We start from the raw sequence: 17064 nt of genomic DNA, 5'->3' as shown, positions 1-17064 counted from the left end.
AAATTATTTTTGATACAGGTTTTCTTTTGCAGCTTCTTTTTCGAATAAAATTCGATCAAGATTATAAAAATCTATGAAGTCTTTTTCACTTATCTGTCCTTTATAAGGTGCATAATAGTGCATTTTTTGTTCTTTTTCCTGCCATCCGTGGTTTCTCCATACTAATACGTAGGAAATTTTATAGTCACCTATGGCTTTCATGAGCGTATTAGTCCACCACTTATCATAAGGAATTGCTTCATAACCAGTTTCAGCAAATGCCATTATTTTATTTTGCTCTTTCGCAACTTCATTCATTATTTTAAATTGATTTTGACAATTTTCAACAAAGGAGTTATCTATTTTAGGATCAGTGTATTGGTATTTGTCAAAGCTCAAGATATCCGCATAATTTGAACCTGGATAATATTCTAAAAATTCATCCTTCGTTTTAAAATCAGCAGTATTGTAGACATAAATTAAATTATGTACTCCTTTTTTTTGTAAATAATTAATGGTGAATCTCCATAAAAGTTTGAATTCAGCAGGATTCCCGTTGTTCTTACACCACCAAAACCAATTTCCTGTTAATTCATGGTAAGGGCGATACAAGATTGGAATTGGTTTCCCTTTACTGTCTTTTAAAGTTAAAATGTATTTTGCAGCTTCATCAAGCCAAGATCTGAATTTTTCATGGCTTTCTCCTCCTGGTAAAGCAGAAACTAATGATTTTGGAGTGGTGTCCCATGCGTTATTTCCAGTTAAGGGATTGTCTAAATGCCAACTTAATGTTACAACGCCGCCTCGTGTGTGAGCATCTTTAATAAATTTCCTCATTTTGTCAAAAGGAACACCGTCAATATTAGTTGTAGCTTTTTTTTCCAAGCCTCCGAGATCCCATCCGTAAACTGCAGGATAGTCTCCAGTAACATCTTTAACGTCACTTCTTTGTGTTTTATATTTCCAATTTACACCATAAGCTAGATCGTCTTGATGCCCAAAAAGAATTCCTTTTTCTGTATTTATTGTCAGTTTTTTGTATAGTATTATTGTTTCTGCTGTCGCATTTCTATCAGTGAGAGATAATTTTGTATCAATACTTTGTGCTTTTGTAGAACAGGAGGTCGCAATGTGAGTGCATATAAGAATTACATAAAGTATTTTTTTCATTAGTAGTCAATTGTGAGGGTTGTTTTAGTATACTTAGTTTTTTACAATACAATCAGCCCTAAAATATGTGAAAATTATTTTTAGGACTTTAACTGCTAAAACTATAAAAATAGTGTGTAATAAAAATGATTCGTATTTAATATTCATATTCTTTTTAAAAAAATGATAATTGTATTTTTCAAAGATAATTGCATGACTCGCATTTAATTAATATTATTTTATCAATTATATATCATATTATTGCAGGTAAAAAAAAACGATATGAGCAATTTAAAGAAATTTTACCGAGAAATTCCACCATTATCATCAGGCGATAGTTTTTTGGTATTTGACAGAGTAAAAGACAATTTTGACTTTCCGGTCCATTATCATCCTGAATTTGAGATAAATTTTATACAAAATGGTAAAGGTGTTAAAAGAGTTGTGGGCGATAATATAGAAGAAATTGATAATATTGAATTGGTATTAATTGGCCCCAATTTATACCATGGGTGGGAATTACATAAGTGTACTAATAAGCAAATTCATGAAATTACCATACAATTTCATAATGATTTATTTGATGAAACTTTATTGTCAAGACGCATAATGAATCCTATAAAAGACATGTTTAATCGATCTATTCATGGTATTTTATTTTCAAAAAAAACTGCAGAAGAGCTTTCTTCACGATTGATTAAAATTTCAAAGTTAGATGGTATGGATTATTTTCTTGAAATCACATCAATACTCTATGATTTAGCAAATTCAAGAAATCAAAGGTTATTGTCAACATTTACTGTCGATTACGACACTTTTGACGATTATGATAAAATGAAATTAGTGTATGAGTATGTTCAAAAAAATTTTGCAGAGAAAATATCTCTAGATGATGTATCGAATGTAGCGAGTATGACTAGTATATCGTTCAATCGATTTATTAAGAAGAGAACTGGAAAAACATTTGTTAATTATATCAATGATATTCGAATTGGTTATGCTGCCAGATGGTTGGTAGAAAAAGATCTTAGTATTTCAGAAATAGCTTTTAAATCAGGCTTTAATAATATTGCAAATTTCAACAGAAGCTTTAAGTCTATAAAAAAATGTACTCCAAGTCAGTATAGAGAAGATTTTTCTGGTTTGAAAAGAATTCTATAGGTAATTTGTTCTTATTTCCCTGTTACTACTTCGTTTTAAATTGAAATAGATGTTATTGTTGCTTATCTCTTAATTCCTTTTATGTTATTATTTAGTCAATAAAATTATGTTATGTATAATTTAATTAGGTTATTATTTTGATATGTTTTACTATTTGTGTCTAAAGTAAAAATATTATCATTAAATGATATAATACTATTAATTTAATGTTTACATGTGTTATAGATTTGTTAATTATAAATCAGAATAATTAATATGCATTTTATTTCTGAAATATGTTTTTCAGAAATTAACAATCTTAACTAACTAAACATTTATTATGAAAAAACTATTGTCTAATTTAATTCATTGGAACGGCAATCACAGAGCAATTCCTTTGTTATTATTTTTACTGCTTACAAGCAATTTTATTACAGCCCAAGCTAAAGTTCAAGGTGTTGTAACTGATGAAAAGGGTCTTACCATACCTGGTGTGAATGTATTGGTCATAGGGTCAAGCAAATCTGCATCGACAGATATTGATGGTAAATATGAAATTGATGCTCCCGTTAATGCTACATTATCATTTTCTTTTATTGGATTTGAAACCCAAAATATTGCAGTAAAAGGGAAATCTAAAATCAATGTGTCATTGAAGTCTACTTCACAAAATCTACAAGAAGTTGTGGTTATAGGTTATGGTACTCAAAAAAGAGGCGATATAACGAGTGCAATATCTTCTGTAAAAGCTAAGGATCTTGAAAATTTGAAGCAGGTGTCTGTGGATCAGATGTTACAGGGTAAAGCTGCAGGAGTAACAGTGACTAGTAATTCTGGTCAACCCGGGAGCAACACTTCTGTGAAAATTAGAGGTATTTCTTCTCTTGGAGGTACAAATGAGCCATTATATGTTGTGGATGGTGTACCAATTTCTGGTGACGCCACCAGTAAGTCAACTACAGGTAAACCGCTGGTAGGAAATGATTTTAGTGAGGGTAGTACGTCGACGGGGAATAGTTCTGTAAGCCCAATTGCTTTTTTAAATCCCAATGATATTGAGTCGATGGATATTCTGAAAGACGCTTCAGCAACAGCTATATATGGATCTCGTGGCGCTAATGGTGTGGTAATTATAACTACAAAATCAGGAAAAAAAGGATCAGGTAAATTGACTTACGATCATAGCTACTCGATTCAAGAGCAAACAAATTTAATCGATGTTCTGGATTTACAAGGGTACGCCAGATTACAAAATGGGTTGATTGATGCTTTAACCCCAACAGCATTAAAAAATGATAATTTTTCACATCCGGAGTTATTAGGCAAAGGTACTAATTGGCAAGATGAAATCTACAGAATTGCCATCATGAAATCGCATCAATTGTCTATTTCTGGAGGAAAAGAAGGAGTGAGTTATTATGTATCTGGAGGTTATATAGATCAGGAAGGTACTGTGATAGGATCTGGATTTAAAAAATATACTTTTCGAACTAATGTGGATGCTAAAGTTAAGGATTGGTTGAAGGTGGGTGCATTTGTGAATACTGGAATTACTAACGAAAATATCACATTAAATGGAAGCCAAAATGGAATAGTTAGTACATCATTGTTGAGTACTCCTGACGTAGTTGTTTATAATGCAGATGGAACTTATGCCGGTCCTCCAACAAATTCTCAAGGAATATATTTTAGAAATCCAATCGCTGAAGCGTTGTCAAACACAAATAAATTGGTCAGAAAGAATTTTTCTGGAAATGTTTTTACTGAAGCAAGGTTAATGAAAGGTTTAGAGTACCGTTTTGAGATAGGCGGATACGCAGAATTTAGTGAAGGAAATGAATTTCGTCCAACTTATAATTGGGGAGCTGCAAGTAATAATACAGCTTCACTTACTTCAAGAACAAATAGTTTTTATTCACTAAACATTAAAAACTTACTAACCTATAAAACTGAAATTGGAAAGCATAGCTTTAATATTTTAGCAGGCCAAGAGGCTAATGAAGGCAACTGGAAAGGTTTGGCTGTAACTGGAATTGGATTTTTCGATAATTCGTTACCTGAATTACCTGTGGCTGCAGAACTGCAAAAAGTTGAACCAGGCTTCGCCTATAGTGGTTCACAACGATTGTATTCACTTTTTGGAAAAGCAGTTTATGATTATGGAGGACGCTACAGTATTTCCGGTTCTATTAGGGCAGATGGTTCATCAAAGTTCGCAAAAGGAAATAAATGGGGCTATTTCCCAGCTATTTCGGGGTCATGGAAATTATCTAATGAGGAATTCATGCAGGACTTTAATGCTGTTAAAAATATAAAAGTTAGAGCTGGTTATGGTGAGACTGGAAATCAGCAAATTGCGAATAATTTATATGCCCCGGCATTGACTTTGGTACAATCTCCTTTAGGTGCAGGTTTTCAGCTTTCCAGATCTCCAAATCCTGAATTGACTTGGGAATCTCAAAAACAAATAAATATTGGATTAGACTTCTCACTTTTTAACTCAGGATTAAATGCTTCGATAGATGTTTATAAAAAGACTTCTAAAGATTTCTTGTATCAAATTCCTTTGCCATTATTTCTTACTGGAAGTGGCGATGGTGGTGGAGTAGCCTCAGCTTTTGGAAATATTGGAACATTGGAAAATAAAGGAATTGAAATGTCTGTGAACTACAGTACCAAATTAGATAGTGGTTTTTCTTGGAATTCTACATTAGTCGTGTCTAAGTATGTAAATAAGTTAGTTGAGATTTCTAACAGTTCATTGCTTATTAAATATGCTCTTATAAATGATTATACAAGAAAACCAATTACTAAAACACTAGTCGGAGGTCCTATAGGTACTTTTTATGGATTGAATTCATTAGGAATTTATACCTCGGATGCCGATGCCAGCGCAGGGCCTAAAAACGGTTTTGGTGCCAGCCCGGTTGATTTTATTGCTGGTGATATGAAATATGCAGATAATAATAATGATGGTGTGATAAATGAATTAGATTATACTACGATTGGAGATCCAAATCCAGATTTCACATTCGGTTTTACTAACAATTTTGCATACAAAAATTTTGATTTTTCAGTATTTTTGCAAGGCTCTGTTGGAAATGATTTATTTAATCTTACAAGGAGAGCTGGAACATCAAATTCTAATTTGTATCAGAATCAGTTTGCTTCTGCTTTGGATTTTTATTCTCCTTCTAACCTCGATGCAAGTTTACCAAGACCTACATCTTATGATCATCCTAATTTAATTTTTTCTGATCGTTTCGTTGAAGACGGTTCTTACCTAAGAGTACAAAATATTACGGTTGGATACACATTACCGACGGATATTATCTCGCAAGCTAAGTTGACTAGACTTAAATTATATGCAAGTGTGCAAAACTTGTACACGTTCACAAAATATACTGGTTATGATCCGGAAGTTGGATCGTTCAATCAAGACGCTTTATTGTCCGGTGTTGATAATGGTCGTTATCCAACTCCAAGAGTTATTTCAGTGGGAGTAAATGTTGAATTCTAATACTTAAAAAAAATGAAAAAATATTTAATAAATTATAAAACATTAGTTGTTTTATGCTCGATTTTAGTCATATCATCTTGCTCAGACGAGTTTATAGATGTAGTTCCTAAGGATTCTTATGACGCTGCGACATATTATGATTCTGATGAGAAAGTAGCTTCAAGTACTAATATACTTTATGGAAAAGCTTGGTTTGAATTAACGGTAAAGCCGTACTTTGCTTTAACTGACATGGCATCTGGAAATTTAGTGAACACATCTTCTGAATTTAATCAGTTTAATACATTGTTGTTTCAAACTAGTGATGAGAATTTACTTGGAGCTTGGTCTTCCTGTTTTGGGGTGGTTGCAAATGCAAACACCTTAATTTTGGCTTTACCTAATATTAATAATCCAAAGGTAAGTGAAGCCGCCATCAATAATTCGCTAGGTGAAGCTCATTTTATGAGAGCTTTAGCTTATTTTAATTTGGTTCGATTTTTTGGACCTGTACCAATTGTTGAGAATGCAGCAGATTTTGCTGCTAATCCTCAAATTAATACTAATCTTGTTTCGGATGTTTATAAGTTTATCGAAAACGATTTGATATTTGCTAGAGACAATTTGAAAGCAAAAGTCAGAGGAGGTAGTTATCAGGATAATGCCAGAGTTTCTTCAGGCTCAGCAAAAGCACTTCTGGCAAAGGTCTATTTATATCAAAAGAAATATGCCGAGGCTAGAGCTCTCGCAGAAGAAGTAATCAACAGCGGAGAGTTTAAACTATTCGGTACAGATGTACCAGCTACTAATTACGGAGATTTATTTCTTCCAAAATATAACAACAATGAAGAATCTATCATTGCTTTTCAGTGGATGCCAGGTCTTTACTTCTACGGAAATTCATTGAATACACAATTTGCAAGTAATAGAAATCTAACAGAAGCCAGCTATGCTGGAGTTGTAGGTCCCTCTCAAGATTTGATTAATAATGCTTTTGAGCCAGGAGATTTGCGCAGAAAAGAAACATTTATGAAACCGGGAGATAATTACCCTAAATTATCAGCATCAGCAAATTATGACGGAACTGGGGCAATAACATTGGGATATACTATGCCAGATTTAGATCAAGATGGGCAAACTAATTTCGCACAAGGTTCTGGTGCTGCAATGAAAAAATATGTATGTGGTAGAAGTAATGCTGACATTACTGGGGTATATAATGCCCTATCAAATGGATTTACTAAGCAAAATACATATGTGATGCGATATGCTGAATTATTATTGATCCATGCCGAGGCAATTTTAGGTTCTCAATCTGGTAGTACTTCAAACGGTGCAGCACTGACCTCCTACAATAAAGTTAGAGTTAGAGCTGGGTTAGTGCCTAAAACAGTGATAACTTTTGAAGATATCTTCAAAGAAAGAAGAGCTGAATTGGCTGCGGAGAATGATTATTGGTTTGATTTGGGTAGACTTGATTTTGCTGTTGCAAAAGCTAAATTGGAAGCTCAAGACAGAGGGACAAAAATTGCACCAACTAAAATTTCTTCTTTACCCATTACAACACTTATATATCCTTATCCTGCAAATGAGCTGTTGCAGAATCCAAAATTACGAGAACCTGCAGTTCCTTATGTTTTTAAATAACCTAAAAAAAATATACTATTATGAAAAATCTTAAAGCAAAATATTTACATACCTTTCTTACCTTTTTCTTGGTGGCAAGTATGTTGTTTTCCTGTTCATCAGATGACAATGAGGGGTCTTCAGGAACATTGGCAATTGACAGTGTCAGCAAAGCTGGTGCAGGAGAACTAGTTCCAACAACATCTGGATTGCCTAAAAATGTATATGTAATTCAAGGTTCTGGTTTTGCCACCCTTGAAAAAATTTATTTTAATGATGTGGATACGTATTTCAATCCAACTTTAGTTACCGATAAAGCCATATTTGTTACAATTGATGAAAGTACTCCTTACGCAAATGCATCGAATGAATTAAAAATAGTTACAAAATTTGGTACTGTAATTTATCCATTTATAATTGCTCCACCAGCTCCTACTTTTGGAAGTTACAATCCCATAAATGCAGTTGCAGGCGATGTTATAACAATCAGTGGAAAATATTTCTTAAACCCCTCCGTTAAAATTGGTGATATTAACGCTACAGTAATTTCATCATCATTGACAGAAATTAAGGTAACAGTTCCTGCTGGTGTCACACAATATAAGTACGTTACCGTAACAAATATATCTGGTTTCGCAACCTCTACTCAAGCTATAGGGACAGCAATTTATGATGATACTCCGGCTTCATTTGTTGAAAATTATTTAGGACCTTGGGATGGAAGTGGTTATAAAGTCAATACTACAGAAAAATTACAAGGTCAAAATTCTATAGAAACTACATTTACGGGATACACGGGTTTTAAATTCCCAATGTTCGCTGCTCCAGTTGCAACAGCTTCTTACAAAGCGCTTAGGGTTTCATTTAAAAGTACGAAGGCAACGGGTAAATTTAAAGTTGTATTAAATGGTAATTTTGGTGCTGGAAAAGAGGTTTCATTTGATAATAAATGGACTAGCGTAGTGATACCATTTAGCGATCTAGGTGGTGCACCTGCAGAAATTAATGAAATTGTTTTTCAAGAATTTGGAAATGATAATGGGGATAAAATTTTTATTGATGATGTAGGTTTTGTTTTAAAGTAAATATTTGGTTTTGTTTGAGTTTGTTTAAGATATTCCCTAATTCAACAATTAGGGAATTCTTTTTAGAAATAATTTTTAAATATAAAAATACAAAGATGAAAAAAATAATCTGTTCTTTTTTTATGGTTGCTTTTTCGTTGTCCGCATCAAGCCAAGGAAATGTAATAGCACAAAAAAGTACCAAATACAATGATTTAGCTTTAACTCCGCCTATGGGATGGAATTCATGGAACACTTTTGAAACAAATATTGATGAAAATTTGGTAAAAGAAACTGCTGATATAATGGTGGCTTCCGGCATGGCGGCTGCAGGTTACACTTATATTGTACTAGATGATGGCTGGATGGCCAAAGAGCGCGATGCTAATGGTAATTTAGTTCCAGATCCAATAAAATTCCCTAGCGGAATGAAATCATTAGTGGAATATATTCATGCCAAAGGACTGAAATTTGGTTTGTATAATTGTGCAGGCACGCACACTTGTGCCGGATATCCTGGAACTCGTGGGTATGAATATCAAGATGCCCGTTTTTATGCAAACTTAAATATTGATTTTTTAAAATATGATTGGTGCAATACTGAAGGAATCAATGCAAAAGAAGCCTATACCACAATGAGTAACGCATTGAAAACAGCAGGTAAACCAATCGTTTTCAGTTTATGTGAATGGGGTGACAATCAGCCTTGGGATTGGGGAAAACCTGTTGGTAATCTTTGGAGAATCTCCGGAGATATTTATCCGTGTTTTGATTGTGAATTTAAACATGAGCAAGGAAATTGGTCGTCATGGGGATTTATGAAAATTATCGAAATGCGTAAAAACATTCGTAAGTTTTCCGGACCGGATCATTGGAATGATTTCGATATGTTGGAGGTGGGTAATAGCATGACAAATAACGAAGATAGAGCACATTTCACAATGTGGTCTATGATGTCTTCACCTTTAATAGCTGGAAATGATTTCAGAAAAATGTCTAAAGAAACATTGGCAATTTTATCAAACAAGGAACTAATTGCTGTAAATCAGGATAAATTGGGGATTCAAGGGTTTAAATATTCCGCTAAGGATGGATTGGAAATTTGGGTTAAACCTTTATCTGATGGAAATTGGGTAATAACTTTTTTGAATCGAAGTGATGTTACGAAGAACATATATTTCGATTGGAAAAAAGAGGTGATACGAGATGTCGATTTCAATCTAGAAACTAATTTTAATACGACAAATTATAAAATTATTGACCTTTGGAAAAACAAAGAGGTTGGAAACACAAAAAAAATATTTATTTCTGATTTATCCTCGCATGATGTAATTACTTTGAAATTAAATAAAATTTAAAAATGGACGTAAAATCGAAAATTACGGGATTGTTCTTTTTGCTCTGCTGTTGCTTTTCTAACGCTCAATTTGTGAAAAATCATGGGCAATTGAAACTTGAAGGAACACAGCTTGTCGATACTCACGGAGAAGATGTTGTGCTTCGTGGATTGAGTTTTGGTTGGCATAGTTTCTGGCCAAGATTTTATAATGAAAAAGCGGTTAAATGGCTCAAAAAAGATTTTAAATGTAATGTAGTTCGCGCTGCAATGGGAATTGAGGTAGGGGACAAACCTTATTTGAAAGAACGTGAATTTTCGAAAGCCAAAGTTAAAGCTGTTATTGAGGGTGCAATTCAAGCGGATATTTATGTAATAATAGATTGGCACAGCCACAACATAAATTTAGAAGAAGCTAAAGAATTTTTTGCAGAAATGTCGAAAATTTATGGTAGGTACCCCAATGTAATTTATGAAATTTTTAATGAGCCTGATTATGAATCTTGGGAAGAAATAAAGGCCTATTCGGAAGAGGTTATAAAAGTTATTCGCGAGAATGATTTAGATAATATTATTCTTGTAGGTTGCCCCAAATGGGATCAGGATATTCATTTACCAGCTGCAAATCCTATAAAAGGATTCGATAATTTAATGTATACCATGCATTTCTACGCAGGAACCCATGGAAAATGGTTGCGTGACAGAACGGATGACGCAATAAAAAGTGGACTGCCAGTTTTTGTCTCAGAATCTGCTGGGATGCAGGCCACTGGGGATGGTCCCCTCGACCATGAATCTTGGCAAGATTATATAGATTGGATGGAAAGTAGAAAACTGAGTTGGATTACATGGTCAGTATCGGACAAAGATGAAACATGTTCTATTTTAAGAAAATCTGCTAAAACGGAAGGGAAATGGAAAAAGAATGATTTGAAAGAATCTGGTGTTAAAATTAGATCACTATTGAGACACTATAATGGAAAAACCGGTCAAATTGACCACCCTATTCCAGTGTAAATTGACCACCAGTTTCGGAGCAAACTGACCACCACTTTCCAGTGCAAATTGACCACCTGATTTTGGGGTACAATTGACCATTAAAAACTACTAACTTTTTCATGTTGTTAGCACCATACATTCGTTAAAAAAATACGGATTATGGCAAACAAAATAACAGACATGAGTAAAATTAGAAAAGCAATTAAATTCTATTGTAACGGCAAGAGTAAGTTGTTTATAAGTAGCTACTTATCCCTTTCTAGGAATACGGTAAAGAAGTATATTTCTTTATTTGAAGTCCTAGGATTAAGTATTGAAGTGATTAATGAAAAAACAGATGCAGAACTGGAACTTTTGTTTTCACACACTACCGTGGAATCAATTAGTCCCAAATTGCAGATACTTCATGATTTTTTTCCTAAAATGGAACGCGAACTAAAAAAAGTTGGTGTTACCGTACAACATATGTGGGAGCAATATATTGCCGTAAACCCTGATGGTTACAGGAGTTCACAATTTGGTCATCATTACAAAACATGGGGTAAACGAGTCAATCCAGTGATGCACATGAATCACAAAGCTGGTGATAAAATGTATGTGGATTATGCAGGAAAAACACTCTCCCTTATTGATAAAGACACGGGAGAAATCAAAGAAGTACAATTTTTTGTAGCCATATTGGGAGCCAGTCAATACACCTATGCCGAAGCTTCTATGAGCCAACAAAAGGAAGATTTTGTTACATCGGTAGAAAATGCCATGCGTTTTTTTGAAGGCACTCCTGCGGCAATTGTCCCCGATAATTTAAAATCTGCAGTGATAAAAAGCAGTCGTTTTGAACCAACAATTAATGAAACCTTGGCTGATTTAGCCGAACATTACGAAACTACTATCTTGCCTGCCAGGGCTTATAAACCAAGAGATAAATCATTGGTTGAAGGAGCTGTCAAGATATTGTACCGAAGGATTTATGTAAATCTAAAAGAAACTAAATTCTTTTCTCTGGAAGAACTAAACCAGCAGGTATGGGATTTACTTGACTCTCATAATGGTAGAAAACTCACAGGACGTCCTTATTCTCGCCTGGAATTATTTTTAGAAGATGAGAAACAAAAACTACGTCCACTACCACAAGAACGTTTTGAAATCAAATACCAATCCTTTGCAACAGTAATGCAAAACGGGCATGTTCAATTAAGTCAAGACAAAAATTACTACAGCGTTCCGTATCAATACGTAAAGAAAAAAGCGAAACTATTGTATACCAAATCAACCGTAGAGATCTATCACAAATACAATCGGGTAGCTGTCCATGCACGAAATTACAAACCTTATGTCTATACCACCACCCCGGAACATTTAGCCAGTACGCATCAATTTGTAGCTCAGTGGAGCGCTGCTCGCTTCATTGATTGGGCTAATAGTATTGATGAGTCAGTAGGAGAATATATTATGCAGATAATCGAAAGTAGAAACCATCCTGAACAGGCCTATAAAAGTTGTTTAGGAATACTAAGCTTCGAGAAAAAGGTAGGGAAAGAGCGATTAATAAATGCCTGCAGGCGGGCACTTGATTTTAAAATTTACAATTTTAAGACCATTCAAAATATTTTAGAAAACAACCTAGACCATATTGATTTTGAACAGGAACCCGAGCAGGAACTCCCGAGTCACGGTAACATAAGAGGAAAACAGTATTATAATTAAATTAAAACCAAGTAATCATGAATGAATCCACAGTAACAAAAATGAAACAAATGAAGCTTTATGGCATGTTCAATGCTTTTAAAACAGCCATTGAAAGCGGAAAAACAGACCATTACACGCTCGATCAGTTTGTATCGATGATTATTGATGCCGAATGGGACGAAAGGCACAATCGTCGTATTCAGCGCAGTATCACCAATGCCCGATTCCATTACAAATCAAATATTGAAAGTATCAATTTTGACCAAACCCGTAATCTTGACCGAAACGTAGTACTGCGTCTGGCAGAATGTGAATTTGTAGAGAAAAACGAAAACATTTTAATCACGGGAAGTACCGGTGTAGGTAAAAGTTATTTAGGTACCGCATTGGGTTACCAAGCCTGCATACAAGGTTTTAAAGTAAGTTATTTTAATACCTCGAAGTTGTTTGCTAAATTAAAAATGGCCAAAGCAGATGGTTCTTACCTACGAGAATTGGCCAAAATAGAACGGCAAGATGTCATTATATTAGACGATTTTGGACTCCAAGCACTAGACAGTCATAACAGAATTACCCTTTTAGAGATCATTGAAGACAGGCATAATAATGGTTCTATAATTGTAACATCACAAATCCCGGTACAAGGCTGGTATGACATCATTGGAGAAAAAACCATAGCTGATGCAATTCTGGATAGACTCATACATCAATCTCACCGACTCGAATTACATGGAGAATCTATGAGAAAGAAAAGAGGAATAAACAAAGGGTAATATTTTAAGTATATTTGAACACTAATTAACAGATGAAAAAAAGTAGTTTTTGATGTAAAATGTAGGTGGTCATTTTGCTCCGGAATTAGGTGGTCATTTTGAATTGGAATCAGGTGCTCACTTTAAATTGGAATTGGGTGGTCAATATCACTGGAATTTGCACTTTGAGTTCCATCTTCTGCAATTAGTACATATTCACCGTTATGAGTATAGCCTTCAACATAATCTTGGATATTATTTGCTCCATAATACGGCACTTTTCCTTGTGATCGCTCTGATGCCTTAACTGGCTTGCGACCGGAATTTGCAATTTCAATGAAACTTTCGTTCCCTAAATATTTCCACTCTACGTTAACACCGACCAATAACTTTTCTAAATAATTCATGCTTCAATTTCGTTTATAATTACATCAATATCTGCACGAAGTTTATCTATTCTTATTACTGTTTTGGTAACTTCTTTGTTTAATTCAACTATATTAGTTTTCTCGCGGTTATTTTTGGGTTCTACATAGCAACTTACTGATAAATTATAATCGTTTTCAGCAATTTTAGTATTGTCGATAGATTTTGCAACATGTTCTACATCAACCTTACTATCAAATAACTCCATTATTTTATCAATATGTGTATCGGTCATCATATTGTTATTGGTTACCTTCTTGAAGAAATCTTCACCACTTGCGTCAATAAACTGTGTTGTATTATCTGTCTTATGTTTTGAAAGTACCAGAATTGTGACCGCTATAGAAGTTCCATAAAATAAATTAGGAGCTACAGAGATAATTGTTTCTACAAAATTATTATCCACTAAATACTTTCTAATTTTTTGTTCGGCACCACCACGGTAAAAAATACCAGGAAAACACACTAAGGCTGCACGTCCTTTACTGGAAAGATAACTCAGTGCATGCAATACAAATGCAAAATCGGCTTTTGATTTAGGAGCAAGCACTCCAGCAGGAGCAAAACGGTCGTCATTTATAAGTGTTGGGTCATCATCTCCAATCCATTTTATTGAATAAGGAGGATTTGATACAATAGCATCAAAAGGTTTATCATCAATAAAGTGAGGATGGTGAAGTGTATCGCCTAAAGCTATATTAAACTTGTCGTAGTTGACATTGTGTAAAAACATGTTCATACGAGCCAAGTTATAAGTCGTATGGTTAATTTCTTGACCAAAAAATCCTTCTTCAATGATATGCGCATCGAAGTGCTTTTTGGCTTGCAGCAGTAAAGAACCTGAACCCGCCGCAGGATCATAAATTTTATTTACCTTTTCTTGTTTGTGCATTGCCAATTGTGCAATAAGCTTAGACACGTGTACTGGTGTAAAAAACTCACCACCGGACTTACCTGCATTGGCGGCATAATTGCCAATAAGAATTTCATAGGCATCGCCAAAAAGGTCAATTTTATTGTCTTCAAAATTACCGAAATTTAGTTCTTCAACACCTTTCAAAACAGCAGCTAAACGGCTGTTTTTACTTTCAACGGTATTCCCTAATCGTGAACTTGTAGTGTCAAAATCTGCAAATAAACCTTTTATAGCTTCTTCCGATGGATACCCATTTGCAGAACTTTCAATTGCTGTAAAAATGGCTTTTAAATCCGTATTAAGGTTTGGATTAGTATTAGCAGTTTTAGCAATATTTACATAAAATTGACTAGGATAGATAAAATATCCTTTTGTTTTAATTGCATCATCTTTTATTTCTGGTGTAATTACATCATCCGATAAGCTAGCGTAATCAATGCTATCATCACCAGCCTCTATATAATTCGTAAAGTTCTCACTAATGTAGCGATAGAAAAGTGTTCCCAATACAAATTGTTTGAAATCCCATCCATCTACAGCCCCACGAACCTCGTTGGCTATTTTCCATATTTTGGCTAGTAATTCTGCTCTTTGTGCGGTGCTTGTCATTATTTTTCTTTTGTTTATTTCGTTGGTTAAACCATAAAATTTTTAATCTTTCTACTCACTTCTCTTTCCACTTGCTCAAAATCGGGTAAATCTTTTATTTGATCACTCATCGATTTTTGCCATCGTGCTTTGTATTGGGGTAATTTTTGTTCTAGTTTTTTATGAAAATCATCCGGATTTTGTTGTTTGCTTATGCATTTATTTCGGAATTCATTCGTAAAATATTCAACCTCCATTCCTTCAACTTCTACTAAATACCAAATATCATAGTAATCTCTTGGTTGCATACGTTGCATCGTACAACGTAATTTTTCTACTAATAATTCTTCTAAAGGATAACATAGTAAAGTGTATTCTTCTAAATCTGAGTAGTCTATAATTGCCTCTTTTTGTATTGGCTCAAACTCTAATTTTTCACTTCTTGAGATATCTATTTTCACTTTTTTGTTGTTTCCAAAACCACCCAATGGGCCAACATAACCTATGTAGAAGTTTAAACCGTCTTCTTTCTCCTCTTTTAGTTTGTTTTCATCGTCTTCATCATCGTCAATCTTTTTTAGTGGTATGTTTGCTTCCTCCTTGATTAGATCAAATATTTCGTTGAACCATTCGAAAATTTGTTCGTTTGAAATTTCGTTATTTAGTAATGTAAAATCTAAATCTTCTGAGAAACGATAATCTTCGAAATAGACTTTCTTTAATACTGTTCCTCCTTTGAATACTACTGTTTTTGAAAGTTGTTCGTGATTTGCTACCCCCCAAAGTATCCAAGATAAAATGTAATCTTTCTCGATTTGTTGGTCACGAACTCCAACTTGGTTTGCTTTCTTTTGTATTTCGCCCGGTTTGATCATGTGTAAATGGCTGACTTAATTGTTTCTGTTTCTAAATTTTGTTGAATACTCCAACGACTTATCATTTTACCCGATTTTGGCAATTCTGTATCAAGTTGTATGTAAGAGGCTGTTTTCATATTCAATAGCTCTTGGACAATTTCATTGTCTATTTCCAAGATTTCCAAGAGAAACCCCAATCGTTTTACAACCGCTTGAGATTTGAATTTTATAGTATATTCCAAGAGTTTTTTAAAGTTAATTTTGTCTCTCGTTTCGTATATTGCTCTAGCAATTTCGACGATTCCTCCCGCATAGTCCGGCTTGAACAAACAATCCACTATAGTTTTTTCTAAATCAGAACACAACACTTTATTAAAATCATCAATCCAAATTTTCTTTTCACCGAAGAAATGATTTTCATTGTGATAAATAAATTGAAATGTGATGTCTTTAATTTTAATTTCCGATGGCCTCATTTGTTTTGAAACAACAATTTGCTCTTTAAGGGAGGGTTGAGTAATTAGATTGTGGATTTGCAAAGCAGAGTAATAACCAATGTAATACTTTGCGCCCTTTACGAGATATTGCGCAATCAAGTGCCAATCGGGCATAAAAGTTTGCGCATTCTCTTCATAGGGTATTATGTAATAAACGCCCTCTTTCAGCCGCATTAAAAGCCCTCTTTTGGTCATATCGCTAAGCAATTCTCTTACCGCACTTTCTTTTGATTCAGGCAAAGCTTGTAGTGCTGCCTTAGAATCAAAACACGGTATGTCCTTACTATTAAAATAGGAAAGAATTTCATTAGATTGTGTAGATATATATTTATGCCTCATAGTCAACATATCAGGTTTAACCTGACTACAATGATACAAAATATAATAATATCAATAATCATTTATTTAGCAAAATTTACATACCATAGCTACATTGTCAGGTTTAACCTGACAATATGAATACGAAACACAATTACAACAACCCGTTTATCTCTTTTCTTCTGTTTCTATATCAAAAACAATCGAATGAAACATCTAACTTAAACAT

Annotated in this window: 13 protein-coding genes; 8 read left to right on the top strand and 5 right to left on the bottom strand. The window is 34.0% G+C overall.

Translation table 11 applies throughout. From position 1 onward, the window contains the following. Window positions 1-3 precede the first annotated feature (3 nt). Complete coding sequence (locus tag CLV00_RS01615; RefSeq protein ID WP_099713515.1) at window positions 4-1149, bottom strand: glycoside hydrolase family 26 protein; 1146 nt, start codon at window positions 1147-1149, stop codon at window positions 4-6. A 261-nt stretch (window positions 1150-1410) separates the two neighbouring features. Between CLV00_RS01615 and CLV00_RS01610 the strand changes: the two genes are divergently transcribed. The 8 genes from CLV00_RS01610 to istB all read left to right on the top strand — a co-directional run bounded on the left by CLV00_RS01610 (window position 1411) and on the right by istB (window position 13254). After that, complete coding sequence (locus CLV00_RS01610; protein ID WP_099713514.1) at window positions 1411-2289, top strand: AraC family transcriptional regulator; 879 nt, start codon at window positions 1411-1413, stop codon at window positions 2287-2289. Between the two features lie 319 nt (window positions 2290-2608). After that, on the top strand, window positions 2609-5788 hold the full coding sequence (locus CLV00_RS01605; protein ID WP_099713513.1) for a TonB-dependent receptor: 3180 nt from the start codon (window positions 2609-2611) through the stop codon (window positions 5786-5788). 12 nt (window positions 5789-5800) lie between these two features. Continuing rightward, window positions 5801-7414, top strand: coding sequence for a RagB/SusD family nutrient uptake outer membrane protein (locus CLV00_RS01600; RefSeq protein WP_099713512.1), 1614 nt, complete (start codon window positions 5801-5803; stop codon window positions 7412-7414). 20 nt (window positions 7415-7434) lie between these two features. After that, complete coding sequence (locus CLV00_RS01595; RefSeq protein WP_099713511.1) at window positions 7435-8478, top strand: IPT/TIG domain-containing protein; 1044 nt, start codon at window positions 7435-7437, stop codon at window positions 8476-8478. Between the two features lie 95 nt (window positions 8479-8573). Next, window positions 8574-9815 (top strand): glycoside hydrolase family 27 protein, encoded by a 1242-nt coding sequence (locus CLV00_RS01590; RefSeq protein WP_099713510.1) that lies wholly within the window; start codon window positions 8574-8576, stop codon window positions 9813-9815. 2 nt (window positions 9816-9817) lie between these two features. Then, window positions 9818-10810 (top strand): glycoside hydrolase family 5 protein, encoded by a 993-nt coding sequence (locus CLV00_RS01585; RefSeq protein ID WP_099713509.1) that lies wholly within the window; start codon window positions 9818-9820, stop codon window positions 10808-10810. Window positions 10811-10951: 141 nt separating this feature from the next. Continuing rightward, window positions 10952-12499, top strand: coding sequence for an IS21 family transposase (gene istA, locus CLV00_RS01580; protein WP_099713508.1), 1548 nt, complete (start codon window positions 10952-10954; stop codon window positions 12497-12499). Window positions 12500-12516: 17 nt separating this feature from the next. Further along, the gene (gene istB / locus CLV00_RS01575; protein WP_099713507.1) at window positions 12517-13254 is read left to right on the top strand and encodes an IS21-like element helper ATPase IstB; all 738 of its coding nucleotides are present in this window, start codon (window positions 12517-12519) and stop codon (window positions 13252-13254) included. A gap of 122 nt (window positions 13255-13376) precedes the next feature. Here istB and CLV00_RS01570 read toward each other — a convergent pair whose 3' ends face one another. The 4 genes from CLV00_RS01570 to CLV00_RS01555 are packed head-to-tail and all read right to left on the bottom strand — an operon-like array spanning window position 13377 to window position 16856. Continuing rightward, window positions 13377-13640: a restriction endonuclease subunit S gene (locus CLV00_RS01570; protein WP_099713506.1), complete on the bottom strand. Its 264-nt coding sequence runs from the start codon at window positions 13638-13640 to the stop codon at window positions 13377-13379. After that, window positions 13637-15184: a type I restriction-modification system subunit M gene (locus CLV00_RS01565; RefSeq protein ID WP_099713505.1), complete on the bottom strand. Its 1548-nt coding sequence runs from the start codon at window positions 15182-15184 to the stop codon at window positions 13637-13639. The genes CLV00_RS01570 and CLV00_RS01565 overlap by 4 nt, the downstream gene beginning before the upstream one ends. 26 nt (window positions 15185-15210) lie before the next feature. Then, window positions 15211-16038, bottom strand: coding sequence for a nucleotidyl transferase AbiEii/AbiGii toxin family protein (locus CLV00_RS01560; protein WP_099713504.1), 828 nt, complete (start codon window positions 16036-16038; stop codon window positions 15211-15213). Then, complete coding sequence (locus CLV00_RS01555; RefSeq protein WP_099713503.1) at window positions 16035-16856, bottom strand: type IV toxin-antitoxin system AbiEi family antitoxin; 822 nt, start codon at window positions 16854-16856, stop codon at window positions 16035-16037. The genes CLV00_RS01560 and CLV00_RS01555 overlap by 4 nt, the downstream gene beginning before the upstream one ends. Window positions 16857-17064: the final 208 nt, after the last annotated feature.

This window comes from Flavobacterium sp. 11, from assembly GCF_002754315.1.
In the GTDB taxonomy this organism is placed as follows: domain Bacteria; phylum Bacteroidota; class Bacteroidia; order Flavobacteriales; family Flavobacteriaceae; genus Flavobacterium; species Flavobacterium algoritolerans.
Note: the sequence above shows the minus strand (reverse complement) of the source record. Positions and strands in the feature narration are given on the sequence as shown.